19 protein-coding genes, 2 pseudogenes and 1 riboswitch are annotated in these 25,020 nt (G+C 74.8%); of the genes and pseudogenes, 15 read left to right on the top strand and 6 right to left on the bottom strand.

All coding sequences use genetic code 11. The features are described 5' to 3' along the window. Positions 1–38 precede the first annotated feature (38 nt). Positions 39–869 carry a tRNA pseudouridine(38-40) synthase TruA gene (gene truA / locus ACGF5C_RS03580; protein WP_393296346.1) on the top strand — a complete coding sequence of 277 codons (831 nt, stop codon included), beginning with the start codon at positions 39–41 and terminating at the stop codon, positions 867–869. A 276-nt stretch (positions 870–1,145) separates the two neighbouring features. Here the strand turns inward: truA and ACGF5C_RS03575 are convergent, their stop codons facing one another. Further along, on the bottom strand, positions 1,146–2,114 hold the full coding sequence (locus ACGF5C_RS03575; protein WP_393296344.1) for a hypothetical protein: 969 nt from the start codon (positions 2,112–2,114) through the stop codon (positions 1,146–1,148). 518 nt (positions 2,115–2,632) lie between these two features. Between ACGF5C_RS03575 and ACGF5C_RS03570 the strand changes: the two genes are divergently transcribed. The 10 genes and pseudogenes from ACGF5C_RS03570 (at position 2,633) to thiC (ending at position 12,610) form a co-directional block, all read left to right on the top strand. Beyond that, positions 2,633–3,238, top strand: coding sequence for a class I SAM-dependent methyltransferase (locus tag ACGF5C_RS03570; protein ID WP_393296342.1), 606 nt, complete (start codon positions 2,633–2,635; stop codon positions 3,236–3,238). Between the two features lie 41 nt (positions 3,239–3,279). Beyond that, entirely contained in the window at positions 3,280–4,959 is a 1,680-nt protein-coding gene (locus tag ACGF5C_RS03565) for an ATP-binding cassette domain-containing protein (protein ID WP_357460265.1), read from the top strand. 33 nt (positions 4,960–4,992) lie between these two features. After that, positions 4,993–5,955: an aldo/keto reductase gene (locus tag ACGF5C_RS03560; protein WP_393296340.1), complete on the top strand. Its 963-nt coding sequence runs from the start codon at positions 4,993–4,995 to the stop codon at positions 5,953–5,955. Between the two features lie 526 nt (positions 5,956–6,481). Further along, positions 6,482–6,590, top strand: a riboswitch (TPP riboswitch). Then, on the top strand, positions 6,585–7,211 hold the full coding sequence (gene thiE / locus ACGF5C_RS03555) for a thiamine phosphate synthase (protein WP_393296338.1): 627 nt from the start codon (positions 6,585–6,587) through the stop codon (positions 7,209–7,211). Its footprint overlaps the riboswitch before it by 6 nt. Then, on the top strand, positions 7,205–8,413 hold the full coding sequence (gene thiO / locus ACGF5C_RS03550; RefSeq protein WP_393296336.1) for a glycine oxidase ThiO: 1,209 nt from the start codon (positions 7,205–7,207) through the stop codon (positions 8,411–8,413). The genes thiE and thiO overlap by 7 nt, the downstream gene beginning before the upstream one ends. Continuing rightward, entirely contained in the window at positions 8,404–8,604 is a 201-nt protein-coding gene (thiS, locus tag ACGF5C_RS03545; RefSeq protein WP_132230919.1) for a sulfur carrier protein ThiS, read from the top strand. Before thiO ends, thiS begins: the two co-directional genes overlap by 10 nt. 4 nt (positions 8,605–8,608) lie before the next feature. Beyond that, on the top strand, positions 8,609–9,379 hold the full coding sequence (locus tag ACGF5C_RS03540) for a thiazole synthase (RefSeq protein WP_393296334.1): 771 nt from the start codon (positions 8,609–8,611) through the stop codon (positions 9,377–9,379). Positions 9,380–9,447: 68 nt separating this feature from the next. After that, positions 9,448–10,044 (top strand): annotated as a pseudogene (locus tag ACGF5C_RS03535) (thiamine phosphate synthase); the annotation flags it as partial. 167 nt (positions 10,045–10,211) lie between these two features. Next, entirely contained in the window at positions 10,212–11,000 is a 789-nt protein-coding gene (thiD, locus tag ACGF5C_RS03530; protein WP_393296332.1) for a bifunctional hydroxymethylpyrimidine kinase/phosphomethylpyrimidine kinase, read from the top strand. A gap of 17 nt (positions 11,001–11,017) precedes the next feature. Continuing rightward, complete coding sequence (thiC, locus tag ACGF5C_RS03525) at positions 11,018–12,610, top strand: phosphomethylpyrimidine synthase ThiC (protein WP_393296330.1); 1,593 nt, start codon at positions 11,018–11,020, stop codon at positions 12,608–12,610. 59 nt (positions 12,611–12,669) lie between these two features. Here the strand turns inward: thiC and ACGF5C_RS03520 are convergent, their stop codons facing one another. From ACGF5C_RS03520 to ACGF5C_RS03505, 4 genes and pseudogenes are all read right to left on the bottom strand, one after another. Further along, complete coding sequence (locus tag ACGF5C_RS03520; protein ID WP_393296329.1) at positions 12,670–15,387, bottom strand: hypothetical protein; 2,718 nt, start codon at positions 15,385–15,387, stop codon at positions 12,670–12,672. A gap of 75 nt (positions 15,388–15,462) precedes the next feature. Then, positions 15,463–15,590, bottom strand: a pseudogene (locus tag ACGF5C_RS03515) (cupin); the annotation flags it as partial. Positions 15,591–15,601: 11 nt separating this feature from the next. Continuing rightward, positions 15,602–16,552 (bottom strand): LLM class F420-dependent oxidoreductase, encoded by a 951-nt coding sequence (locus tag ACGF5C_RS03510; RefSeq protein WP_393296491.1) that lies wholly within the window; start codon positions 16,550–16,552, stop codon positions 15,602–15,604. A gap of 2 nt (positions 16,553–16,554) precedes the next feature. Further along, a complete protein-coding gene (locus ACGF5C_RS03505; RefSeq protein WP_393296327.1) occupies positions 16,555–17,340 on the bottom strand; it encodes an ABC transporter ATP-binding protein in 786 nt (261 codons plus the stop codon). A 312-nt stretch (positions 17,341–17,652) separates the two neighbouring features. Between ACGF5C_RS03505 and ACGF5C_RS03500 the strand changes: the two genes are divergently transcribed. Both ACGF5C_RS03500 and ACGF5C_RS03495 read left to right on the top strand, forming a co-directional pair. Further along, complete coding sequence (locus ACGF5C_RS03500) at positions 17,653–18,681, top strand: ABC transporter substrate-binding protein (protein ID WP_393296325.1); 1,029 nt, start codon at positions 17,653–17,655, stop codon at positions 18,679–18,681. A gap of 181 nt (positions 18,682–18,862) precedes the next feature. Continuing rightward, the gene (locus ACGF5C_RS03495) at positions 18,863–19,678 is read left to right on the top strand and encodes an ABC transporter permease (RefSeq protein WP_393296489.1); all 816 of its coding nucleotides are present in this window, start codon (positions 18,863–18,865) and stop codon (positions 19,676–19,678) included. A gap of 143 nt (positions 19,679–19,821) precedes the next feature. On the opposite strand, the gene ACGF5C_RS03490 is transcribed toward ACGF5C_RS03495, so the two are convergent. After that, a complete protein-coding gene (locus ACGF5C_RS03490) occupies positions 19,822–21,003 on the bottom strand; it encodes an ABC transporter substrate-binding protein (protein ID WP_393296323.1) in 1,182 nt (393 codons plus the stop codon). A gap of 448 nt (positions 21,004–21,451) precedes the next feature. On the opposite strand from ACGF5C_RS03490, the gene ACGF5C_RS03485 reads away from it, so the two are divergent. Together ACGF5C_RS03485 and ACGF5C_RS03480 are read left to right on the top strand one after the other, a co-directional pair. Beyond that, a complete protein-coding gene (locus tag ACGF5C_RS03485) occupies positions 21,452–24,613 on the top strand; it encodes a nitrate- and nitrite sensing domain-containing protein (protein WP_393296321.1) in 3,162 nt (1,053 codons plus the stop codon). Further along, entirely contained in the window at positions 24,610–25,017 is a 408-nt protein-coding gene (locus tag ACGF5C_RS03480; RefSeq protein WP_067359650.1) for a roadblock/LC7 domain-containing protein, read from the top strand. Before ACGF5C_RS03485 ends, ACGF5C_RS03480 begins: the two co-directional genes overlap by 4 nt. Positions 25,018–25,020: the final 3 nt, after the last annotated feature.

Raw genomic sequence — 25,020 nt, 5'->3', positions numbered from 1 at the left:
TGGGGTGCCGGGCCCGACCCCGTGAGGCGGAGGTACGAGTGGACGAGCGCACCCGGCTGCGGCTGGACGTCGCGTACGACGGCAGCGGGTTCTCCGGCTGGGCCGCCCAGCCGACGCGGCGTACGGTCGCCGGGGTGCTCGTGCAGACCCTCGACCTGGTGCTCGGAGCGGGGACGGCGACGGGGCTGACCGTGGCGGGCCGCACCGATGCCGGGGTACACGCCACCGGGCAGGTCTGCCACGTGGACCTGCCCACCGCCGTGTGGCGGGAGCACGAAGGCCGGCTGCTGCGTCGGCTGGCCCGGCTGCTCCCCACCGACGTGCGGGTGCGGGCGATGACCGAGGTGCCCGCCGACTTCGACGCCCGGTTCTCGGCCACCTTCCGCCGCTACGAGTACCGGGTCACCGACGCGCCGTGGGGCGCCGAGCCGCTGCGCCGGCACGAGGTGCTGGCCTGGCCGAAGCCGCTCGACCTGGACGCGCTGAACGCCGCCGCAGCGGGGCTGGTGGGGGAGCACGACTTCGCCGCGTACTGCCGGCGCAAGGAGAACGCCACCACGCTGCGCGAGGTGACCCGGCTGGACTGGCGGCGCGACCCCGACGGGCTCCTCGTGGCCACCGTGCAGGCCGACGCGTTCTGCCAGGCGATGGTGCGCAGTTTGGTCGGCGCGATGCTGGTCGCGGGGGACGGGCGCCGTCCGGTCGGGTGGCCGGGCAGCCTGCTCACCCGCCGGGAACGCTCCAGCGAGGTGACCGTGGCCCCGGCGCACGGGCTGACCCTGGTCGCCGTGGGCTACCCCGACGACCCGGCCGAGTACGCCCGCCGCGCCGAGGCGACCCGCCGGCTGCGCGTCCCCGTGGAGGGTTGACCGCAGGGACGCGTCCGACGTGCGCCATCGCGGCGGGTCGGCGCCGACCCGGCCAGGGTGCCGGCCGTCGTCCCGGGCCCGCTCGGGGGCGGCCGGTTCGACGCGCGCCAGTCGGGTCGTGGCTCCGGGACGGGTCAGGTACGCCGTTTCGCCCGACCGGATGTTGGCGCTGCCGCCGACGCGCCGGGTCGACCTGGGCGGGTGACCCCGTCGGGGTGCCGAAGAGAACGGGTGCGCGGCCCGATGGCCCGCGCACCCGTCCACACCCGGGGCTCGTCACTCGCCCGGCAGCTCGCTCCCGTCCTGTGTGCCGGTGCGGTCCGCGCCCTCGTCCGTCGGCTGGCCGGCCGTCCCACCGTCCGCCCGGCGCTCCAGCACACCCTGGTTGAGGTGCAGCTCGATCATGTCGAAGAGGATCTCTCTGGCCTTCGTGTCGCCCGACCTGATCGTCGCGCCGTCGGCGCGGACTACCAGCGCGTACGCGAGGTAGTGGCCGCGCACCTGCCAGCCGACCCGCGCCGGCGCGGTGGCGATCGCCTCGGTGCCGTTGTCGGCCGGCATGCCCCGGAACCGGCCCTGCCGCTCGTCGAGCATCTGCCGGATCCGGTCGCGGGCGCGTTCGGCGCTGGCGTGGTCGGTCAGGTTGAACAGGCCGGTGGTCACCAGGTGGTTGCCGTCGGGCGTGCGCAGGGTGGCCCGGACCACCTGGTTGCAGCCGAGCCGGACCAGCAGGTCGGCGACCTCCCCGGTGGCCGCGACCGCGCAGCTGGCGCTGGAGTGGGTCTTCAGCACCCGGTACGCGGGCTGCCCGTCGGCGACGACGAGCTGCGTGCCGGGGAACAGCTCCTTGGCCGTCAGCGGCGCCTGGTCGGTGTCCCGGGAGTCGAGGTCGTGCGCCCCGCCCTCGGCCGACTCGGCCACCTGGGGCTGGCCGGTGGGCGTGGCCTGCGGCGTCCGGTCGCGCTCGACCAGCAGGGCGGCGGCGCCGAGGCCGCAGAGCGCGAGCAGCACGAGCACGGCCGCGCCACCGACCAGCACCTGCCACAGCCGGCCGCTGCCCCGCCGCGGCACGGGGCGCTCGACCGCCACGGGTGCCTCGGTGGCTATGAGCGCCTCGGTGGCCACGGGTGCGGCCGCTACGGCGGGCTCGGCCGGTGCCGGCGTCACCTGCACGTCCGAGGTCACCTGCACGTCCGAGGTCACCTGCACGTCCGAGGGCACCTGCACGTCCGAGGGCACCTGCACGTCCGACCGTGCCTGCGGGGCGGGCGGGGCCTGCGGGCCTGCTGGGTCCGGCGGAACCTGCGGGGCCGGTGGGTCGGGTCGTACCTCTGTCTGTGGCGTTGGGGGCGCCTGTGGTGCTGGTGGTGGCGTCTGCGGCCCCTGTGGTGCCTGCGGCGCCTGTGGTGCTGGCGCGGGCTGCGCGGGGGACACCGGGGCCGAGGCGCGGACCGGCTCCGGCTCGGCGGGGGGCGGCGCGACCCGGTTGGGCCGGGGCAGCGACGGCGTCGGGAAGCGGGACGGGGAGGGACCGGCCGGCGGACCGGCACCGAGCACCGGGCGGCCGGACCGGGGCTGCGGGTACTCCATGAATGCTTCCTCATCGGACTCGTACCGATACACCATGTCGCCCAGGGTAGGAGGACATTGTCCCTTTAGGGGGTAATAACGGGAAATTGGGTGCCTGGCTGTTTCGTGTCGTGCTGTGTCCGCTCCTCGGCCCCGGACCGGACGGTGGTGAGGGCGGTGCGAGAATTGCCGGCGTGACCGGCGACCACTACTTCACCGCTGAACCCGCGACTGCCGCCCACCCGCGTGAGGTCGAGTTCGCCGTCGCCGGCCGCGACTACACCCTGACCTCCTCCGGCGGGGTCTTCTCCGCCGCCCGCCTCGACCCCGGCACGGCGGTGCTGCTGCGCAAGGCCGAACTGCCGCCCGCCGACACGGCCGGCGCCCTGCTCGACCTCGGTTGTGGCTTCGGGCCGATCACCTGCGTGCTGGCCACCTCGGCGCCGTCGGCGACCGTCTGGGCCGTCGACGTCAACGAGCGGGCCCGGGAGCTGACCACGGCCAACGCGGCGCGGGTCGGCGCGGCCGACAGGGTACGCGTCGCCGCGCCGGACGACGTGCCCGCCGACGTGACGTTCGCCCAGCTCTGGTCCAACCCGCCGATCCGGGTCGGCAAGGACGAGCTGCACGGGATGCTGCTGCGCTGGCTGCCCCGGCTCGCCCCGGACGGCGTCGCCTGGCTGGTGGTCGCCCGCCACCTCGGCGGCGACTCGCTGCACCGCTGGCTGGCCGACCAGGGCTGGCAGGTCGAGCGGCACGCCAGCCAGAAGGGCTACCGGGTGCTGCGCGTCACCCGGTAAATGGTTGGGCCGCCCGGCGGGTGCTCGGGCAGGATGCCGGCGTGGGATACGTGGACGTGGCAGCCGTCGGGCACCTCCTCCCCGACGGGCGGGAACTCTTCACCGACGTCTCGTTCCGGGTCGGTGAGGGCGCCAAGGTGGCCCTGGTCGGGCCGAACGGCGCCGGCAAGACGACGCTGCTGCGGATGGTCGCCGGCGACCTGCCGGTGAAGACCGGCGCGATCGCGCGAGCCGGCGGGCTGGGCGTGATGCGCCAGTTCATCGGCATGATCGGCGACGAGTCCACACTGGCCGACCTGGCGCTGTCGCTCGCCCCGCCGGCGCTGCGCGACGCCGGCCGCCGGCTCGCCGAGACCGAGGCGGCCATGCGGGCGGCCGAGGTCCGCGGCAAGTACAGCACCGCCGCCGGCAAGGCCCAGCTGGCGTACGCGGACGCGCTCGCGGCCTGGGGCGAAGCCGGCGGGTACGACGCCGAGGTGCTCTTCGACACCGTCGCCACCATCGTGCTCGGCCTCCCGTGGGACGGCGCCCGGGAGCGACCCGTCCGGACCCTCTCCGGCGGCCAGCAGAAGCGCTTCGCCCTCGAACTGCTGCTGCGCGGCCCCGACGAGGTGCTGCTCCTCGACGAGCCGGACAACTTCCTCGACGTGCCGGGCAAGCGCTGGCTGGAGGGGCGGCTGCGTGAGTCGGCCAAGTCGGTGCTCTACGTCTCGCACGACCGGGAGCTGCTGGCGCACACCGCCGACCGGGTGGTCGCCGTGGAGGGCGGCAGCGCCTGGGTGCACCCGGGCGGCTTCGCGAGCTGGCACTCCGCGCGCGTGGCCCGGCACGCCCGCCTCGACGAGCTGCGCAAGCGCTGGGACGAGGAGCACCAGAAGCTGCGCGAGCTGATGCTGATGTACAAGCAGAAGGCCGCGTACAACGACGGGATGGCCTCGCGCTACCAGGCCGCGCAGACCCGGTTGCGCAAGTTCGAGGAGGCCGGACCGCCGCCCGTACCGCCGAAGGACCAGGACATCCGGATGCGCCTGACCGGCGGGCGGACCGGCAAGCGCGCGGTGGTCTGCGAGCAGCTCGAACTCGACGGCCTGACCTACCCGTTCGACCTGGAGATCTGGTACGGCGACCGGGTGGCGGTGCTCGGCGCCAACGGCACGGGGAAGTCGCACTTCCTCCGGCTGCTCGCCCGCGGCGGCAGCGACCCCGACCCGGCCAACGGCCCGGTCGACGGCGCGGCGGCGCTCGCGCCGGTCGCGCACGACGGGGTGGCCCGGCTCGGCGCGCGGGTGCGCCCCGGGCACTTCTCGCAGACCCACGACCGGCCGGAGCTGATGGCGAAGACCCTCGTGGAGATCCTCTGGCGGGGGGACGACCACCGGGCCGGCATGGACCGGCACGCGGCGATGGCGGCGCTGTCCCGGTACGAGCTGGCGGGGCAGGGCGACCAGCGCTTCGGCACCCTCTCCGGCGGGCAGCAGGCGCGGTTCCTGGTGCTGCTGCTGGAGCTGTCCGGCGCGACGCTGCTGCTGCTCGACGAGCCCACCGACAACCTCGACCTGGCGTCGGCGGAGGCGCTGGAGGCCGGGCTGACGGCGTTCGAGGGAACCGTGGTCGCGGTGACCCACGACCGCTGGTTCACCCGCTCGTTCGACCGGTTCGTCCTCTTCCGCGGTGACAACGAGGTGGTGGAGACCCCCGAGCCGGTCTGGGACGTTGGCTGAGGCGAACCCGGGCGTCGGGCCGGCCGGCATAGGGTGGATCTCGTGACTGAGATGACCTACCGCCGGTTGGGCGACTCCGGGCTCGTGGTGTCCGTCGTCGGCATCGGCTGCAACAACTTCGGCCGCAAGCTCGACCTCGACGGGACCCGGGCGGTGGTCGACGCCGCGCTGGACGCCGGGATCAATTTCTTCGACACCGCCGACATCTACGGCGAGCCGCAGGGCGGCTCCGAGGAACTGCTGGGCCAGGCGCTCAAGGGCCGCCGCGACGACGTGGTGGTGGCCACCAAGTTCGGCATGGACATGCACGGCCTCAACGGCCCCGACTTCGGCGCACGGGGCGCGCGGCGCTACATCGCCCGCGCCGTGGAGGCATCACTGCGCCGGCTCGGCACCGACCACATCGACCTGTACCAGATGCACGAGCCCGACCCGGGCACCCCGATCGACGAGACCCTCGCCGCGCTGGACGACCTGGTCCGCGCCGGCAAGGTCCGCTACCTGGGCAACTCCAACTTCGCCGGGTGGCAGATCGCCGACGCGGACTGGGTGGCGTCGTCCAACGGCCGGTCCCGGTTCATCAGCGCGCAGAACCACTACAGCCTGCTGGAACGCTCCGCCGAGGCCGAGGTGGTGCCGGCCTGCGAGCGGTTCGGCCTCGGGCTGCTGCCGTTCTTCCCGCTGGCCAACGGCCTGCTGACCGGCAAGTACAAGCGCGACCAGGCCCCGCCCGCCGGCAGCCGCCTCGCCGGAGGCGGCCGGTACGCCCAGCGCCTCGCCGCCGCCGACTGGGACACGATCGAGGCGATCGAGGCGTACGCGAACGAGCGGGGGCTGTCGATGCTCCAGGTGGCCATCGGCGGGCTGGCCGCCCTGCCGGCGGTGACCTCGGTGATCGCCGGCGCCACCACGCCCGAGCAGGTGCGCTCCAACGCGGAGGCGGGCGCCTGGCAGCCCACCGACGAGGACCTCGACGCCCTCCGCGCCATCCTCTGAGCCACGTCGACACCGCCCCGGCACCCCGTAACGGTGCCGGGGCGGTGTCGACGTCCACCCGTCCCCGCGCGCCCGCCCAGGCCCGGGTCGCCACGGGTGGAACACCACGCACGTCTCCGACACCGGGAGGCAGCCCTGGTGTTCCACCCGCTCCCGTCACCCTTCCCGCGCGCCCGTCCCGGCCGGCCGGGACGGGCGGCTGTCCCATGGGCCTGCCGGGCGGCGCACCAGAGCCGATGGTCGGCTGCGCGCAGGGCGTCCCGGTGCACGTACACGTCGGGAAGCAGGCGTTGCCAGGTCGGACCGCGCAGCATGGCGCGGGTCAGCAGCCCCTGCGCGATCGCGGCGCTGCCGCGGAACGGCAGGAAGGCGAGCCGGGGCGGGACCCGGGCGGGGGAGGGCATCCGGACAGCATCGCGTGACGGGTCGGTCACGCGTCGCCCCGGTCGTCGGCTTCGGACGGTCGGTGTGAAATCCGCGTCCCGCCCTTGGCGGATCCGGCGATCCGTCGTACGGTGACACGCGCAAGTGACCCACGGGAGCCCGGTGCACCGGGCTGAGAGGGGGGCTGAGAGCCCCCGACCGTCGAACCTGATCCGGGTAATGCCGGCGCAGGGAGGAGTGTTGCCGTGCCGTCCCTGGGGCGACTGCATCTGATCACCGACACCCGACCCGGGCGGGATCCGCTGGCTGTGCTGCGGGCCGCCCTTCCGGTGGCCCGCGCCGAGCTGGTCGTGCAGGTCCGCGTCACCGACGACGCCACCGACCGGGAGGCGTACGACCTGGCCCGCCGGGTGGTCGCGCTCTGCGCGCCGTACGACGTCTCCTGTCTCGTCAACGACCGGCTGCACGTGGCGCTGGCGGTGGGCGCCGCCGGCGGGCACGTCGGCGCGGCGGACCTGCCGGTCGGGGCGGCCCGCCGGGTGCTCGGCGCGACCGCCGTGCTCGGGGCCACCGCCCGCGAGCCGGGGACGGCCGCCGAGGCGGTCGCCGCCGGGGCCAGCTACCTGGGCGTGGGCCCCTGCCACGCCACGAGCACCAAGAGTGGCCTGCCGGCACCGATCGGTCCGGCCGGGGTGCGCGCCGTCACCGCCGCCGTGGACGTGCCGGTGGTCGCGATCGGCGGGGTGACCGCCGCGAACGCGCCCGCGCTGCTGGCCGCCGGGGCGTACGGGGTGGCGGTGGTGGGGGCCCTGTCCGGGGCGGCCGATCCGGCCCGGGCGACGGCGGAGCTGCTGGGAGCGCTGGGGTGCTGAGCCGGCCGGACGTCGCCGTGGTGGGGGCGGGACCGGTCGGGTTGGGCATCGCGTGGCGCTGCGCGGCGCGCGGGCTCCGCGTCGTCGTCCACGATCCCGCCCCGGGCTCCGGCGCGTCGCACGTCGCCGCCGGGATGCTCGCCCCGGTCGCCGAGGCGTACTTCGGCGAGCACGAGCTGACCGGGCTGCTGACCGCCTCCGCCGCCCGCTGGCCGGCCTTCGCCGCCGAGCTGACCGCCGCCACCGGCGCGGACGTCGGCTACCGCACCGAGGGCACGCTGATGGTCGGGCTCACCGCCGACGACCTGGCCGAGGCGCGGCGGCTGTGGGCGTACCAGCAGGGCCTCGGACTGCCGGTGACGCCGCTGCGCCCCTCGGCGCTGCGGGACCGCGAGCCGGCGTTGGCGCCCCGGGTGCGCGGCGGCGCGCTCGCCGCCACCGACCACCAGGTCGACCCGCGCCGGCTGGTGCCGGCGCTGCGCGCGGCCGCCGAACGGGCCGGTGCCACGCTGGTGCCCGCCGCCGTGCGCCGGCTGTCCGACGTGGACGCGCGCGTCACGGTGGTGGCGGCCGGCTGCGGGGCGGCGGCCCTGACCGGGCTGCCGGTGCGGCCGGTGAAGGGCCAGGTGCTGCGGCTCCGCGCGCCCGGCGGCGGCGCGCCGGGCTTCCGGCACGTCATCCGGGGGTACGCCGACGGCGAGCACGTCTATCTCGTGCCCCGCGACAGCGGGGAGGTGGTGGTGGGCGCGACCGTCGAGGAGCGCGCCGACACCGACGTCTCCGCCGGGGCGGTGCTGCGCCTGCTCCGCGCCGCCGTCGACCTGCTGCCGGAGCTGGCCGAGTACGACCTCGTCGAGACCCTCGCCGGCCTGCGCCCCGGCACCCCGGACAACGCCCCGATCCTCGGCCCGCTGCCCGGCCGGCCGGGCGTGCTCGTCGCGACCGGGCACCACCGGCACGGCATCGTGCTCACCCCCGTCACCGCCGACCTGGTCGCCGACCTGGTCGTCACCGGTACGGCGGACCCGCTGCTCGCCCCCTTCACCCCGCACCGGTTCGCGCCGGCCGCCACCGCCGATCCGGCCGCCACCGCCGATCCGGCTGTCACCGCCGGTCAGGCCGGCAGCGCCGGGCCGGTGGTCCGGGCCGCCGACGACCGGTCCGGCGCCTTCGCACCCGAGGAGGAGCACACGTGGAACTGACGGTGAACGGCGCCGGGCGCAGCCTGCCCGGCGGCTCGACCGTGGCGGACCTGGTCCGCGCGGTCACCGACCAGCAGCGCGGCTTGGCCGTCGCGGTCAACGGGGAGGTCGTGCCGCGTACCGGCTGGCCGGCGACCGTGCTGCGCGACGGCGACCGGGTCGAGGTGCTCAGCGCCGCCCAGGGCGGGTGACGCGGTGAGCCTCGACCTGGGCGGCGTGCGTCTCACGTCCCGGCTGATCCTCGGCACCGGCGGCGCGGCCAACCTGCGCGTGCTGGAGGACGCGATCCGCGCCTCCGGCACCGAACTGGTCACCCTGGCCCTGCGCCGTGTCGACACCGCCCCCGGCACCGCCGGCGGGCTGCTGGACCTGCTCGACCGGTGCGGGGTGCGGCTGCTGCCGAACACCGCCGGCTGCTACACGGCGGGCGAGGCGGTCAAGGTGGCCCACCTGGCCCGGGAGGCGTTCGGCACCGACTGGGTGAAGCTGGAGGTGATCGGCGACGAGCGCACGCTGCTGCCCGACGGGGTGGAGCTGCTGCGCGCCGCCGAGGAACTCGTCGCGGACGGGTTCGTGGTGCTGCCGTACACGTCGGACGACCCGATTCTGGCGCGCCGGCTGGCCGACGTCGGCTGCGCCGCGGTGATGCCGGCGGGCGCGCCGATCGGCTCCGGCCTGGGCGTGTCGAACCCGCACCACATCCGGCTGATCCGGCAGAGCGTCGACGTGCCGGTGATCCTGGACGCCGGCATCGGCACCGCCTCCGACGCGGCGCTGGCGATGGAGCTGGGCTGCGACGCGGTGCTGCTGGCCAGCGCGGTCACCCGGGCCGCCGACCCGGCGGCGATGGCCACCGCGATGCGGTACGCGGTCGAGGCGGGACGGCTCGCGTACGGGGCGGGCCGGATCGCCCGCCGCTTCCACGCGCTGGCATCCACCCCCGACGACGGACGGCCGGACCTGTGACCCGCCCCGGTCCCGTTCCGGCGGATCCTGGTGCGGAAGCGCCCCTGGCGGGGCCGTTCCGTACCAGGATCCCGCGTGGGCCGTCCGGCGTCGTGCTGCTGACCGACCGGTGGCAGGCGGGGCGGCCGTTGACCGAGGTGGTCGCCGGGGCGGTGGCCGGGGGAGTGCGGTGGGTGGTGCTGCGGGAGAAGGACCTGCCCCGCGCCGAGCGCGCCGCCATCGCCGCCGACCTGCGTTCGATCCTCGCCGAGGCGGGCGGCACCCTGGTCGTCGCCGGGCTCGACCCGCTCGACGGGGACGCGGTGCACCTGCCGTCGGCCGGCCCGTACCCGCCACCGCGTCTCGGCCTGGTCGGGCGCTCCTGTCACGACGAGGCCGAGTTGCGCCGCGTCACCAGCGAGGACTACGTCACCCTGTCGCCGGTCTTCCCCAGCCGCAGCAAACCCGGCTACGGCCCACCTCTGCGCCCGGAGGGGCTCCAGGAGTTGATCGAGGCCAGCCCTGTGCCGGTCCTCGCGTTGGGCGGGGTGCAGACCTCCGAGCAGGTACGCGCCTGCACCGGGGCCGGAGCGGCGGGAGTGGCGGTGCTCGGCGCGATCATGCGCGCCGACGACCCGACCGAGGTCGCCGCCACGCTGACCGCCGCCTTCCGGTCGGCGGTCTCCCCGCCGCCTCGTACCGCGCAGGACCGCGCGGAGGTCTCCGGTACGGGGCTGCGGCCGACCGTGCCCACGCAGGGATCAAGCCTGACCGACCGGAGTGGGCACGGTCGGCCGCAGCCCCCAAGCGCCACCGTGCCGCAGCCCCCGACCCCAACCACCCTGGGGGGCCGATGACACCCACCACCGTGCTCACCATCGCCGGCTCGGACTCCGGCGGCGGAGCGGGCATCCAGGCCGACCTCAAGGTCTTCGCCGCCCTCGGCGCGTATGGCACCAGCGTGATCACCGCGGTCACCGCGCAGAACACGAGGGGCGTCGACGCCGTCCTGCCGCTGCCGCCGCGCACGGTCACCGAGCAGCTCGACAGCGTGCTCGCCGACTTCGCCGTACGGGCCGTCAAGACGGGCATGCTGGGCACCCCGGCCATCGCCGACGCGGTCGCCGACGCCGCCCGGGACGGTCGGCTGCCGCACCTCGTCGTCGACCCGGTGCTCGTCGCCACCAGCGGGCGCCGGCTGGGCGCGGTCGCCGCAGTCGAGCGGCTGCTGCCGTACGCCCGGGTGGCGACGCCGAACTGCGCGGAGGCGGCGGTCCTCATCGGACGCCCGGTGACCACGGTCGAGGAGATGGTGGCCGCCGCCGAGGCGCTGGCGGCCGGCGGGCCGGAGCACGTGGTGGTGACCGGCGGCGACGTGAACTTCGGCGGCGAGGCGGTCGACGTGCTGCACGGCGACGGGGTCACCACGCTGCTCCGCGCGCCCCGGGTCGCCACCCGGCACAACCACGGCACGGGGTGCTCGTTCTCGGCGGCCCTCGCCGCCCGGCTGGCGCTGGGCGACCCGGTGCCGACGGCGGTCGCCACCGCCAAGGAGTACGTCTTCCGCGCGCTGACCGGCGGGCGGGACTGGGAGTTGGGCGCGGGACGCGGCCCGCTGGACCACTTCGGGTGGTCCGCATGAGCACACGGGAGGCTGTCATGCAGGCACGTCGGAAGGTCTACGTGGAGGGGTCCCGGCCGGATGTCCGGGTGCCCTTCGCCGAGGTGGAGTTGACCGGCGACAACGCGCCGGTCCGGCTCTACGACACCTCCGGGCCCGGGTCCGACCCGGAGGTCGGGCTGCCGCCGTTGCGCGGGCCGTGGATCGCCGAGCGCGGGGACGTGGCCCCGGTGCGCGGCGCGGGCACCCCGCTGGCCGGGGCGCACGGGAAGCGCCCGACGCAGCTCGCGTACGCCCGGGCGGGAGTCGTCACGCCGGAGATGGAGTTCGTGGCGATCCGGGAGGGCATGGCTCCGGCGTTCGTCCGGGACGAGATCGCCGCCGGGCGGGCGGTGCTGCCGCTTAACGTCAACCACCCCGAGTGCGAGCCGGCGATCATCGGCAAGGCGTTCCTGGTCAAGGTGAACGCCAACATCGGCACCTCGGCGGTCACCTCCTCGGTCGCGGAGGAGGTGGAGAAGCTGACCTGGGCGACCCGGTGGGGCGCGGACACGGTGATGGACCTGTCGACCGGCAAGCGGATCCACGAGACCCGTGAGGCGATCGTGCGGAACTCGCCGGTGCCGATCGGCACCGTGCCGATCTACCAGGCGCTGGAGAAGGTCGGCGGCGACCCGGTGAAGCTGAGCTGGGAGGTGTTCCGGGAGACCGTCGTCGAGCAGGCCGAGCAGGGCGTCGACTACATGACGGTGCACGCGGGGGTGCTGCTGCCGTACGTGCCGCTGGCGGTGGACCGGGTCACCGGGATCGTGTCGCGGGGTGGCTCGATCATGGCCGCCTGGTGCCTGGCCCACCACGAGGAGAACTTCCTCTACACGAACTTCGCCGAGTTGTGCGAGATCCTGGCCCGCTACGACGTGACGTTCTCGCTCGGCGACGGGCTGCGCCCCGGCTCGATCGCGGACGCCAACGACGAGGCGCAGTTCGCCGAACTGCGCACCCTGGGCGAGCTGACGAAAATCGCCTGGGAGCACGACGTCCAGGTGATGATCGAGGGCCCGGGACACGTGCCCATGCACAAGATCAAGGAAAACGTGGACCTCCAGCAGGAGTGGTGCCACGAGGCGCCGTTCTACACGCTCGGCCCGCTGACCACGGACATCGCCCCGGCGTACGACCACATCACCTCGGCGATCGGCGCCGCCATGATCGGTATGTTCGGTACCGCGATGCTCTGCTACGTGACCCCGAAGGAGCACCTCGGGCTGCCGGACCGGGACGACGTGAAGGCCGGCGTGATCGCGTACAAGATCGCGGCGCACGCGGCCGACCTGGCCAAGGGGCACCCCGGTGCGCAGGCGTGGGACGACGCGCTCTCCAAGGCGCGGTTCGAGTTCCGGTGGGAGGACCAGTTCAACCTCTCGCTGGACCCGGAGACCGCGCGGTCGTACCACGACGCGACTCTGCCCGCCGAGCCGGCGAAGACGGCCCACTTCTGCTCGATGTGCGGGCCGAAGTTCTGCTCCATGAAGATCACCCAGGAGCTCAAGGAGTACGCGGCGCGCGGCATGAAGGACAAGTCGGAGGAGTTCGTCTCCTCGGGCGGCCGGGTCTACCTGCCGCTGGCCTGACCCGAAGCGGCGGCCCGCCCCGTGGTTCGGGGGCGGGCCGCCGCTCGGGTTGGTCCGGGTCAGTCGCGATGGTGGCGGCCGGTCGACCGCAACGACCGCCGACCGCGCTCCTGCTCGGGTTCGTTGTCCGCGATCGGGCCGCTCAGGCCGGCGACCCAGTCCACGTACTCCTCGTCCTGTGCCGTCAGCGGCTCGGACTCCCGGTCCGCCGGAGCGTCCTCGGCTCGGGACCGGTTGCGCCGGAACAGCCCCAGCCGACCACGGTTCCGGCCCCCGGGCTGCTCGGCCGGGCCGCCCGGCGCCTCGCCGCCGGCCGGCGTCTCGGGTGCCTCAACGGCGGCGGTCCCGTTTCCCGAGGCGGCGTCCACCGGCGCCGGCGCGGGGCCCCCGGGTCGCGCGGTGGCGAGGGCGTCCCAGTTCGCCGCCCGGGCCAGGTCGGGCAGCGGGGCCCGGTGTCGGGGCCGGGGCGCCGGCTCGGGCGTGGGCTCCGCGGCGGCCGGGCGGGGCGCGTCGAGGGCGTCGTCGGGCCCGACCCGGGGCGCTGCCGGCCACGCCGGTGCGGGCCGCCAGGCCGGCCGGGGCGCCGGGTCCGGCTCGCCGCCCCGACCAGCCGCCGGCTCGTCGGTGGGCAGGAGCGGCGCCGCGCGCGGACCGCTGCCGTCCGGATCCGGCACGTGGGAGGCGGCCCCGGACGTCGTGCCGAACAGGTCGGCGGCCCCGGTGGTCGGGGCGGCTCCGTCGATCCGCTCCGCTTCGTCGATCCGATCCGCTTCGGCGGCTGGACCGAGTTCGGTGGTGGGGCCGGGTTCGGTGGTGGGGCCGGGTTCGGTGGTGGGGCCGGGTTCGGTGGTGGGGCCGGGTTCGGTGGCCGGACCCACCTCGGTGGCCGGGGCCGGTCCGGCGGCACTGCTCGCCGTCTGAGCGGTTGCGTCGGCCCCGGCCGACCGTGTCCCTGCCGCGGCGGTGGTCGGTGCCGTGGCCTGAGCGCCGGCACGCGGTGCCGCCGGTGGGGTCGCCGGATCGGCGGGGGAGTCGATGACCGCGGGCGTCGGGTCGGCGCTGTTCGCCGCCGCGGCCGCCGGCTGTTTCGTCGACCGGGGCTTGCGGGTGCGGCGCGGCTTGGGGGCGGCCGGGACGGCCGGCTGCGCGGGGGGCGCGGCGGCCTCGGCCGCAACCGTGGGGTGCTCGCCCGTAGCCGTACGAGCCTGGGCGCCCTCGTCGGCGCGGTCCCGCCTGGCGGCGGGCACGGCCTCCACCGGGGGCGGCGATCCGGCCGCTCCCGTCGCGTCCGTAGCCGCCGGGACCGGCGATCCCGCCGCATCCGTTGCCGCTGGCGACTCGGCCGATGGCGCCGCATCCGTTGCCGCTGGCGGCTCGGCCGATGGCGCCGCATCCGTTGCCGCTGGCGGCTCGGCCGATGGCGCCGCATCCGTCGCCGCCGATGACTCGGCAGAGGCCGCCGCATCCGTTGTCGTCCGCGACCTGGCCGGCTGTGCCGCCTCGGCGACCGGCGGGGCCGGCGATCCGGCAGAGGACGCCGCGTCCGCCGTCGCCGGTGCCCCGGTCGGGTGTGCCGCGCCCGCAACCTCCGGGGGCGATCCTGCGGCCCGGTCCGGGGCCACGGAAGTCGGGGTCACGGAAGTCGGGGCCGGAGCGGCGGCGGGTGTCGGCGGGACGGTGGTGCCGTCGGCCGGCCAGTCCCAGTGCGCCGGGACGGCTCGGGGCGGCGGGGCGTCGTCGCCGGCGGTCCCGCCGGAGTCCGTACCCCCGAGCCGGTCGGCGGCGACGCGCCCGGCGTCGGCCAGGTCGACCGTCGCCGGCTCGTCGGCCCCGGCGGCCGGCTCCGGGGCGTGCGGCAGCGCGGGACCGGCGGGCAGCGGGCGCAGGATGTCGGTCGGCTCGATGGCGCCGCCGGGGGCGGTGCGCGTGACGAGCGGCCAGCGCAGCAGCGCGGCGGCGGCCGAACCGAGCGCGCCGGCGGCCACCGCGAACAGCGCCCCGTAGTACGGCGTGAGCTGGTAGCGGTCGGTCGCGTCGCCCGGACCGGCGGTCAGGTAGGCGAACGCCACCAGCACCGGACCCGCCACCCCGATCGCGCCGTTGACCAGCGGCGGGTGACCGCGCCACCGGGCCAGCCCGCCGGTCGCCGCGCCGGCGAGCAGCGCCACCAGGGGCAGGATCACCAGGGCCAGTCGCTGGGCCGCGCCGGCGTCGAGCCAGGCCGGCTCCAGCACCCCGAGTCGTACGCTGGGCAGCGGCCCGGTCGAGGCGACCGACGGCGCCGTCGACAGCAGCGCCAGCAGCCAGACCGCGCCCGCGACCGCCGCCATGTTCCATCCCACCGGCGGCCGGAGCAGGACGGCGAGTGCGGCGCCCGCGCCGGCCAGCGCGCCGAGGATGGCGCAGATGCCGACGGCCCAGACCGGGTCCATCGCGACGAGTTCGGCGGCCCGGGCGGGCTGCATGCAGAGCGGCGCGACGACGGTCGCGCCCAGTGCGGCGCCGCTGGCGACGGCGAGGTGGTGGCCGGTGCCGGCCACCATGCCGTCCCGGCGGGCGAGGCGTTCGGTGAGCACCGCGCCGACCACGGCGGCGTTGGCGGCGAACCAGCCCGCCCAGACGAGCTGGGCCGGCCACTGGTTGACGGTGGCGCCGGTGAAGGTGCCGGCGAGCCGGACGACGCCGAAGCCGAACGCGACGCCGAGCTGACCGGCCCCGGCCAGCAGGCTCACCCCGAGCGCCGTGAGCAGCAGTCTGCCCCAGGTCCGATAGGCCATGTCCGGCACGTTACGCACCTGTTGGGCAGGTCGCCACCGGCGCGCCGCGAACGGGGTCGGCCGCCTGGCCAGCGGTTACTTCAGCTCGACCAGCCCGCCAGGTACGTCGTGTCGCCGACGTTGGTCAGCATGTGCACGGCGCCCGGGTCCCGGTAGACCACCCCGCCGGTCGGCTCGTCGGCGTCGATCGCGGTCCCGTCGAGCTGCGCGTCGGTTATCGGGTTCCGTCCAGTCGGGGGAGCACCTCGGCGGCGATGAGTTCCAGGTGGTCGAGGTCCGCGAGGTCGATCAGCCGGAGGTGCACCCGCGTGGCGCCGATCGCGGCGAACTCCCCGATCCGGTCGACGAGCTGCGCGGGCGAGCCGACCACCGGGTCCTCCGGCGGCAGCGCGCTCTTGGCGTGCAGCGGGGCGGCCCGGCGCTGTGCCTCGGCGTCGGTACGGCCGATCGCGACCACGATCCCGGCGGAGAGCGTCAGCGGGCCGCGCCCGGACTCGGCCCGGCCGGCCCGGTCGCAGGCCTCCCGCACCCGCTCGTACGCCTCGGCGGTCTCCTCGACGGTCTTGAACGGCATGTTGAACTCGTCGGCGTAGCGGGCGGCGAGGTCGGGGGTGCGCTTCGGGCCGCGTCCGCCGACGATGACCGTCGGCCCGGGCACCTGCACGGGCTTCGGCAGCGCGGGGGCGTCGACCAGCCGGTAGTGGTCGCCGGTGAAGCTGTACGTCTCGCCCGGCGGGGTCCGCCACAGCCCGGTGATGACCTCCAACTGCTCGGCCAGCCGGTCGAAGCGCTCGCCGATCCGGGGGAACGGGATGCCGTAGGAGGTGTGCTCCCGCTCGTACCAGCCGGCGCCGATGCCCAGCTCGACCCGGCCGCCGCTCATCTGGTCGACCTGGGCCACCATCACCGCCAGCGGGCCGGGCAGGCGGAACGTCGCCGACGTGACCAGGGTGCCGAGCCGGATCCGGGTGGTCTCCCGGGCCAGCGCGGCCAGTGTCAGCCAGGCGTCGGTCGGGCCGGGAAGCCCGGCGTTGTCGCCCAACGCCTGGTAGTGGTCGGCGCGGTGGAAGCCCTCGAACCCGCCGGCCTCGGCCAGCCGGGCGAAGCGGAGCTGGTCGTCGTAGGTGGCGCCCCGGTGCGGCTCCGTGAACACGGAAACCCGCATGCTCATCGTCCCTCCGCGCCGGCCGTGGCCGGCAGGTCTCGCTCCATGAGGAGTTCGTGCAGGTCGGCGTTGACCCGGGCGACGTCCGCCAGGTGCGCGTTGCGGCCGAGGGTGCGCGGCCGGGGGATGTCCACGTCGACCACCTTGCGGATCCGGCCGGGCCGGGGGCTGAGCACGACCACCCGGTCGGCCAGCAGCACCGCCTCGTCGATCGAGTGGGTGACGAAGACGACGGTGGGCTGGGACTCCATGTGCACCCGCTGGAGTTCGCCGGAGAGTTCCTCGCGGGTGAGCGCGTCGAGTGCGGAGAACGGCTCGTCCATCAGCATCACCCGGGGCTCGCCGATCAGCGACCGGCACAGCGAGACCCGCTGCTGCATGCCGCCGGAGAGCTCGTGCGGCAGCCGCTTCTCGAAGCCGCCCAGCCCGGCGAGGTCCAGCAGTTGCCGGGCCCGCTCGCGGTGCTTCGCCCGCTTCCAGCCGAAGATCTCCACCGGGAGCAGGACGTTGTCCAGCACCGTGCGCCAGGGGAGCAGGGCCGGCCGCTGGAACAGCATGGCGATGTCGCGGCGGGGCCTGGTGATCGGCGTACCGGCCACGGTGATCTCGCCGTCGGACACCGGCAGGAGACCGGCGATCAGGCGTAGCAGCGTGGACTTGCCGCACCCGGAGCGGCCGAGCACCGCCACGAACTCGCCCTCGGCGACGTGCAGGTCGATGCCGCGCAGCGCCTCCACCCGGCCGCTGCGGCCGTCGAAGGTGCGGGACACCCCGGACAGGCGGATCATCTCCGGCGGCCTCCCTGACTCAGCGATCAGCAGTCGCGGCACAGGGTAGCCGGCCTGCCTCCGCGTCGCAGCGTCCGGGGTGGATCACCTGGCCAATCCGCAGTGGATGGCGGCGGGCCGTCACGGGCAGACACGAGTTGTGTCCGTACCGCAACCCGGTACGCCTGGCACCGCAAAGGTTGTTTTCTCGTACGCTGTGCCCGCGATGGATCCCCTCACGACGGTGGAGCCGGCAACCCCTCCGCCGGCCCGCCAGACAACCCCCACCGGGCGGCGGCGAGCCGTACCGGTCGGAAAGGACATGGTGCACTGATGAGAAGGCTGACCCGTACGGTCGCCACAGCCGCGCTGGCCACCGCCCTCGCCCTGGTCTCCGCGTGCAGCGGCTCGGACTCCGGCGACGACGCCAAGGGCGGCAACGGCGGGGCGCTGGAGAAGGTGACCTACCTCACCTCGTTCGGCAACTTCGGCCGTGACTCCTACGCCTGGGTCGCGAAGGAGAAGGGCTTCTTCAAGGAGGCCGGGTTCGACGTCGAGATCAAGCCGGGCCAGGGCACCGGCATGGTGATCCAGACGATTGTCGGCGGGCAGGCCGACTTCGGCCCGATCGACCTCACCGGCGGTCTGCTCCAGTTCGGCAACGGCCAGGCCAAGGACTTCGTCGCGGTCGCCGCGATCCAGCAGCGCACGATGGCCGCCATCGCGACCGTCGAGGGCAAGGGCATCGCGTCGCCCAAGGACCTGGAGGGCAAGAAGCTCGCCGACACCCCCACCTCCGTCGTCCGCAACCTCTTCCCGACGTACGCCCGGCTGGCCGGTGTGGACGCCAGCAAGGTGACCTGGGTCAACGGTGATGCGCAGGCGCTGATTGGCACCCTCGCCGCCGGCACGGTGGACGGCATCGGCCAGTTCGTCGTCGGCCAGCCCACCATCGAGACGGTGACCCAGAAGAAGGCGGTCCTGCTGCCCTACAGCAACGTGATGCAGGACCTCTACGGCAACGTGCTGATCACCTCCTCGAAGGTCGCCAAGGAGAAGCCGGAGATGGTCAAGCGGTTCACGCAGGCCCTGATGAAGGGCCTGGAGTACGCGCTGACCAACCCGCAGGAGGCGGGCGAGATTCTGAAGAAGAACGTGGCCGCCGCCAACGTGGCTGCGGCCGCCGCCGAGCTGCAGCTGATGGCCGCCTACGTGCGGTCCAGCAACTCCGGCACCCAGCTGGGCGCCCTGGACAGCGGCCGGGTGGCCAAGAGCATCGCGATCCTGCAGGGCGCCGGCCAGCTCAAGCAGAACATCACCCCCGACCAGATCATCGACTTCAGCCTCGCGCCGAAGGCCTGATCGACGCCGACAGTGCCGCGGGGGTGCGACCCACCGGGATGACCGGAGGGCGCACCCCCGCCGCGTGCCGGCCCTGGCCGGCAGGAGAGGAGGACCTGTGACGGAGACGACAGGTACCCGGTCCGGCCCCACCGAGGCGGGGCGCGAGGCCGTCGTCCCGGCCCCGGCCGGCGCGCCCGGGGTGGCGACGCCCACCACGCCGCCGGTCGCGGCGGCCGCCCGCCGATCCGGCGTACGCCCGGCGGCCGTCGGCCTGCCGCTGCTCGGCGCGGTGATCGCACTGACCGCCTGGTGGCTGGTGACGTCGGTGCTGGAGCTGGTGCACCCGGCGTCCCTGCCGCCGCCGCAGGCGGTGTGGAACTCGTTGACCGCGTCGGCCGACGTGCTGCTGCCGGCGCTGGGGGTGACCACCCTGCTGACGCTGGTCGGCTTCCTGCTCTCGGCGGTCGCCGGGGTGCTGATCGGGATGGCCCTGGCCGCGTCCCGCCGCATCGAGCGGATGTTCGCGCCGCTGCTGGTGGCGGTCAACGCGGTGCCGAAGATCGCCCTCGGCCCGCTGCTGGTGGTCTCGGTCGGCTGGGGGGAGAAGCCCATCCTGACCATGGTGTTCCTGCTGTGCTTCTTCCCCATCGTGCTCTCCACCGCGACGGGTCTCACCACCACCCCGGCGGACCTGGCCGAGCTGGCCAGGTCGCTGAACGCTTCGTGGTGGCAGGCGTTCCGCAAGGTGCGCTTCCCGGCCGCGCTGCCGCAGGTCTTCGTCGGCCTCAAGGTGGCGATGCCGCTGGCGGCGATCGGCGCGGTGATCGGGGAGTTCTACTCGGACAAGCCGGGGCTGGGCTACCAGATCCTGCAGTACAACGGCATCGGGGACACCGCGACCGCCTGGGCGGCGATCGTGCTGATCGCGCTGATGAGCATCCTGCTCTACAGCGCCCTGTCCCTGGTCGAGCGCCTCGCGCTGCCCTGGGTCCGGGCCACCACGTCGGCCCGGTGACCGTCGTCTACGGGTGACCGGTCACCCGCTAGACCAGCCGATCACCCGCTAGACCAGCCAAGGTGTGGCCCGCCGTACCCGGCGTAGGGATCAAGCCTGACCGCCCGGAGCCGGGTACGGCGGGCCACACCGCCCCACCACCCTCACCCCGCGAGGCGCCACCGGCCGTTGCGGGCGACCAGGGTGGTCAGGGCCTGGGGCATCAGGCCGGAGTGGTTGTCCGGCGTCATCCGGATCGGGCCGGACAGGCCGTCCATCTGCGACGTCTCCAGCACGTCGCGGATGCCGTCGCGGTCGACCCGGCCGGGCTCGCCGCCGGCGCGCAGTTCGGCGTCGGCGATGAGCTGCACGGCGTCGGCCGCGAACGAGGACGAGCCGTTGTAGCCGCCGAACCGGGCGGTGTAGTCCTGGAACCACTGCCGGCGGGCCGCCTTCGCCGGGGTGGTGGCGATGACGTCGTCGATCACCATGGTCTGGGTGAAGACCATGGTCGCCTGCTCGGTCGCCCCGGCGGCGGCGCCGAGGAAGAGATCGCTGGCGGCCGCCGCGTCGAAGTAGAGTGATCCCTTGAACTTGGCCTGCTGGGCCGCGGTGGCGGCGAGCGCCGCCTGCTCCGGCGGGGTCCACACCACCAGCGCGTCCGGCTCGTCCTCGGTCAGCGTCTTGACCTGCTCGCCGACCTCGGTGTCGGTGGTCTTGACCGACTCCGCGCGCGGTGGCTTGATGCCGCTCTTCGCGAACTCGCTGCGCAGCGCGGCCAGCCCTTCGCGGCCGTAGTCGTCGTCGCTGTACAGCACGCCGGCCGTCTTGACGCCCTTGCGGCGCATCTCGACGGCGAGGGCGGCGGCGCTGTCGGCCGCGTTCGGGGCGAGCTTGAACACGTATCGCCGGTCGGCGATCGGGCTGGCCACCGCGCCGGACGAGGCGAGCGCAATGGTGGGAATTCGCTTCTCGTTGATGGCCCGGACGGCGCCGACCGCGCATTCGTTGCAGCCGCCCATGATGATCGCGCTGACTTGGGAATCGTCGCTGAAGTCACCGATGTTGCGCAACGACTCGGCCGGGTCCGACCGGTTGTCCTTCACCCTGAGTTCGATCCTCCGGCCGTTCAGCGCGCCCGAGGAGTTAAGTTGCTCGATCTTCAGTTCCAGCGCCCGCTGGTACGTCTTGCCGACGGTCGCCGCCGCGCCGGAGAGTTCGAGGTCCGCCGCGATGACGATGGGACTGGTGTCCTGCTCGTCCGCGCCGAACTGGCAGCCGGTGAGCGTGGTGGCCAGCACGGCCGATGCGAGCGCCGCGGCGGTCGCGGAGCGGATGGTGCTCAACTCAGTCCTCCAGATGCGGCCCGGGCGCTGCCCGGTCACCGCCGGGTTGTTTCCGTCCTCAGTAGAGGAACGGTATCGGTCTGCCGTACGGTGTGCGCGAAGCCTGCAAAACCTTGCCAACGCCGGGCCCTGTGGTCAAGCGCGGGCGTCGGAGGCGTTTCGGGACGCGTATCCCACATGGTGGGGCCGCGAGAAGTTTGCCAGCGCTTACTAATCCGACATGGACGACCACCCTGGAGTTACATGCCCTGTTCACGGGCATGAAGAATTGAAGGTATTAGTTGACCGGATCTCGGGATGCGTGCCCTCCGACCGTTTCCTTCCCCACTGCGGCTTCCCAAACAGGATCGCTTCTGATGAAATCGCGGCCGTGCCGCGTGTGGCGCAGTCCGCTGCACCGGGCGCGAGTCGGCGGGGCAGGCGTGGAAGAAACGACGGAGGCGATGTCGTGAGCACCGGACCGACGACCCTGCCCGACGGCGGCGAGAGGGAGCAGCCGAAGCGCCGGCGCATGCCCCGGCTGCGCGACGCGCGGATCCGCTCCAAGCTCGCGCTGATCCTGGTGGTGCCGGTCGCCGCGGTGATCGCGCTGGCCACCGTCCGGCTCATCTCCGTCGGCGAGGGCGCCTACGACGCGACCCAGGCCCGGGCCCTGACCGCGCTCTCCATCGACATCTCCGCGATGACCCAGGACCTGCACGCCGAGCGGATGGCGGCGTCCGCCTTCCTGGCCACGCCGCAGCAGAAGGCCGAGGCCTACAACCTGCGGGTGCGCAGCACCGACGAGCGGATCAACGCCTACCGGGCGGAGCGCGGGCGCATCGGCGACGTCCCGGCCGCCGTCGGGGACCGGCTGGCGAGCATCGACGAGCACCTGGAGACGCTCGCCGGCACCCGGCAGAAGGTGCTGGACCGCCAGCAGATGGCGGTCGCCGAGGCAGCGCTGCGCTACGGCGTCATCATCACCGACCTGGTCGCGTACGGCGACGGGCTAGCCCAGTTGCCCGGCGAGGAGCGGCTGGCCGACGCCCGGCGTGCGGTCGCCGCGTTCGCCCGCGCCAAGGCGGCCGTCGCCGAGGAGCAGTCGGTCGCCTTCACCGCGCTGACCGCCGGCCAGCTCGACGAGGAGCAGTTCTCCTCCTTCGTCGCCACCCTGACCAGCCAGCAGGAGGCGCTGCTCGCCTTCTCCCTGGCCGCCGACCCGGCCCAGCGCGCCCTCGTCGACAGCACCGTCTCCGGCGACGCCGTGACCCTCGCCGACCGGGTCGCCGCCGACATCACCCGCTCGGTCGGGCAGCGCCCGCTGGTGAAAGCCCAGGACGCCACCGCCGCCGTCGGCGCGGTCAACGACCTCATGCGGTGGGCCGAGATCCGGCTCCAGGACCGGCTGCTCGACCAGGCTGACCAGGCCCTCTCGGACGTCATCCGGCAGGCCGTCGTCGAGTCGGTGCTGGTGCTGCTCACGCTCGTCATCGCGGTCAGCCTCGCCGTGGTGCTGGCCCGCTCGCTCAACCGCTCGCTGCGCCGGCTGCGGGAGGGCGCCCTCATGGTGGCCAACCACGACCTGCCGGACGCGGTGCAGCGGCTCCAGAACGTCGGCAACGTCGGCGACGGCGGCGTCGACGAGATCGTCCGGCAGGTGCGCGACCCGATCCAGCTCAACAGCCGCGACGAGGTCGGGCAGGTGGCGCTCGCCTTCAACGTCGTGCACCGCGAGGCGGTCCGCGTGGCCGCCGAGCAGGCCGCGCTGCGCACCAGTGTCTCGGCGATGTTCCTCAACCTGGCCCGGCGCAGTCAGACCCTGGTCGACCGGATGATCGGCGAGCTGGACGCGATCGAGCGCGGCGAGGAGGACCCGAAGCGGCTGGCGCAGCTCTTCGAGCTGGACCACCTCGCCACCCGGATGCGCCGCAACGACGAGAACCTGCTCGTCCTGGCCGGCGCCGACTCGGCCGTGCCGCGCCGCGACGACGCCCTCCTGGTGGACGTGCTGCGCGCCGCGCAGTCCGAGGTCGAGCTCTACAACCGGATCGAGTTCGGCACCGTCGACACCGACATCTCGGTGGCCGCGCACGCGGTCAACGACGTGGTCCGGCTGGTCGCCGAGCTGCTCGACAACGCCACCCGCTTCTCGCCGCCGACGACGACCGTGGTCGCCGACGGCCGGCGCATCCGGGACTACGTGCTGATCCAGGTGGAGGACCGGGGCCTCGGCCTGACCGACGAGCAGTTGGACTCGCTGAACCGCCGGCTGGCGGCCCCGCCGAGCGTCGACGTCGCGGCGTTCCGGCTGATGGGTCTGGCCGTGGTCAGTCGGCTCGCCTCCCGCTACGGCATCCGGGTGGAGCTGCGCCGGAACGTGGAGGGCGGCACCGTCGCCCAGGTGACGCTCCCCGCCGCGACGGTGGTGCTGCCGCAGCTCCCCAGCCGCGACCAGCAGATCACCCGGCCCCGGCAGCCGCTCGCCGTCGAGCAGACGCCGCTCACCCCCGTCGGTCTCGGCGAGCCGCTCGCCGGAACGGGGCGTACCGCCACCCTCACCGACCAGTGGCGGTCCGCGCCGGCGCCGTGGCAGGCGCCCGAGCAGGCGCGGGACGCCGCGTCGCCGGTGCAGGCCGGCGGCCTGACCGGGACGCCGTCGGCCCCTCCGGCGACGCCGGCCCAGCCGACCTTCACCGGCGGTGGGGTCTCGGTCGGCACGCCGACCGTCGCCTACCCCGCGGTCGAGCCGCTGCCCAAGCGCGTCCCCGCGGCGGAGGCCGCCGCGCCGTCCGCGCCGGTGCTGCCGGCCGGCCCGGTCGCCGGCCAGCCGGCCACCACCCCGCTGCCGGCCGGTCCCGCCGCGGCGAGCGGATTCGGAGCAGGTGCGGGCCGTGGCCTCGGGGCCAACCTGGCTGCCACCGCCCCGGCCGCGCCGACCACCCCGGCCGCGCCGATCACCCCGGCCGCGCCGATCACCCCGCGCGCCGAACTGCCGGCCGAGGCGCCCATCTTCCGCGAGATGGAGGCGGTGTGGTTCCGCTCGCACGGCAACGACGCCACCGCCATCTTCGCCCGCCCGGACTTCAGCCAGTCGCCGCAGGCCCAGCCGGCCGCCGGCCAGCCGGCCTCGGCCCAGCCGGCCGCGGCGCAGCCGACGACAGGTGAGTCGCGCCCGCCACGGCTGCCCACGCGTACGCCGGGCAGCACGGCCACCCCGCCGCCCGCGCAGCCGCCGCCGCCGTCGTACACCCCGCCGGCCCCGGCCGCGGCCCCGGCGCGGCCCGTGACGCTGGACACGCCTCCCGCGACGCCGGCCGCGGACCCACCGCCGGCGGCGCCCGCGGCGGACGCGGACGCCTGGCGGACGGCGGCCGACGAGGGCTGGTCCCGGGCCAGCCGGGCCGCGGAGCCGGCCGCCGCCGGCACCACCCGCTCCGGGCTGCCCAAGCGGGTGCCGCAGGCGCAGCTCGTGCCCGGCGGGATCGAGCCCCAGGGCGGCCGCGACCGCAGCCGGCGCACCCCCGACGAAGTACGAGGTCTGTTGTCGGCCTACCACCGCGGCGTGCAGCGCGGCCGGGCGGCCGGAACGGACCAGAACAGCACCTCGACCAAGGAGACGAGTCGATGAACAGGCCAGCGGCCATGCAGGACATGAGTTGGTTGCTCACCAACTTCGCCGACAGCGTGGCGGGCATCGCCCACGTGGTGGCGGTGTCCGCCGACGGGCTGCTGCTCGCCTCCTCGCGGGACCTGCCCGCGGACCGGGCGGACCAGCTCGCGGCGATCACCTCGGGCGTGGTCAGCCTGACCGAGGGCGCCGCCCGGATGTTCAGCGCCGGCGGTGTGCTGCAGACGGTCATCGAGATGGACAGCGGCTATCTCTTCCTGATGTCGATCAGCGACGGCTCGTCGATGGCGGTGCTGGCGGCCCGCAGCTGCGACGTCGGGCAGGTGGGTTACGAGATGGCGCTCCTGGTCGAGCGGGTCGGCGCGGCGCTGGTGCCGCTGCCCCGGGACGCCGTGCGGTCGTAGCCG

The organism is Micromonospora sp. NPDC047620, from assembly GCF_043205005.1.
In the GTDB taxonomy this organism is placed as follows: domain Bacteria; phylum Actinomycetota; class Actinomycetes; order Mycobacteriales; family Micromonosporaceae; genus Micromonospora.
The sequence above is the reverse complement of the archived record's forward strand: the minus strand, read 5'-3'. Positions and strand labels throughout refer to the sequence as shown.

Bases quoted from the DNA above. Each gene is read 5' to 3' on its own strand.
- ACGF5C_RS03520 (WP_393296329.1), bottom strand. From the start codon at position 15,387: ATGGCCTATCGGACCTGGGGCAGACTGCTGCTCACGGCGCTCGGGGTG.
- ACGF5C_RS03510 (WP_393296491.1), bottom strand. From the start codon at position 16,552: ATGCGGGTTTCCGTGTTCACGGAGCCGCACCGGGGCGCCACCTACGAC.
- thiC (WP_393296330.1), top strand. From the start codon at position 11,018: ATGCAGGCACGTCGGAAGGTCTACGTGGAGGGGTCCCGGCCGGATGTC.
- ACGF5C_RS03500 (WP_393296325.1), top strand. From the start codon at position 17,653: ATGAGAAGGCTGACCCGTACGGTCGCCACAGCCGCGCTGGCCACCGCC.
- thiD (WP_393296332.1), top strand. From the start codon at position 10,212: ATGACACCCACCACCGTGCTCACCATCGCCGGCTCGGACTCCGGCGGC.
- ACGF5C_RS03480 (WP_067359650.1), top strand. From the start codon at position 24,610: ATGAACAGGCCAGCGGCCATGCAGGACATGAGTTGGTTGCTCACCAAC.
- ACGF5C_RS03505 (WP_393296327.1), bottom strand. From the start codon at position 17,340: ATGATCCGCCTGTCCGGGGTGTCCCGCACCTTCGACGGCCGCAGCGGC.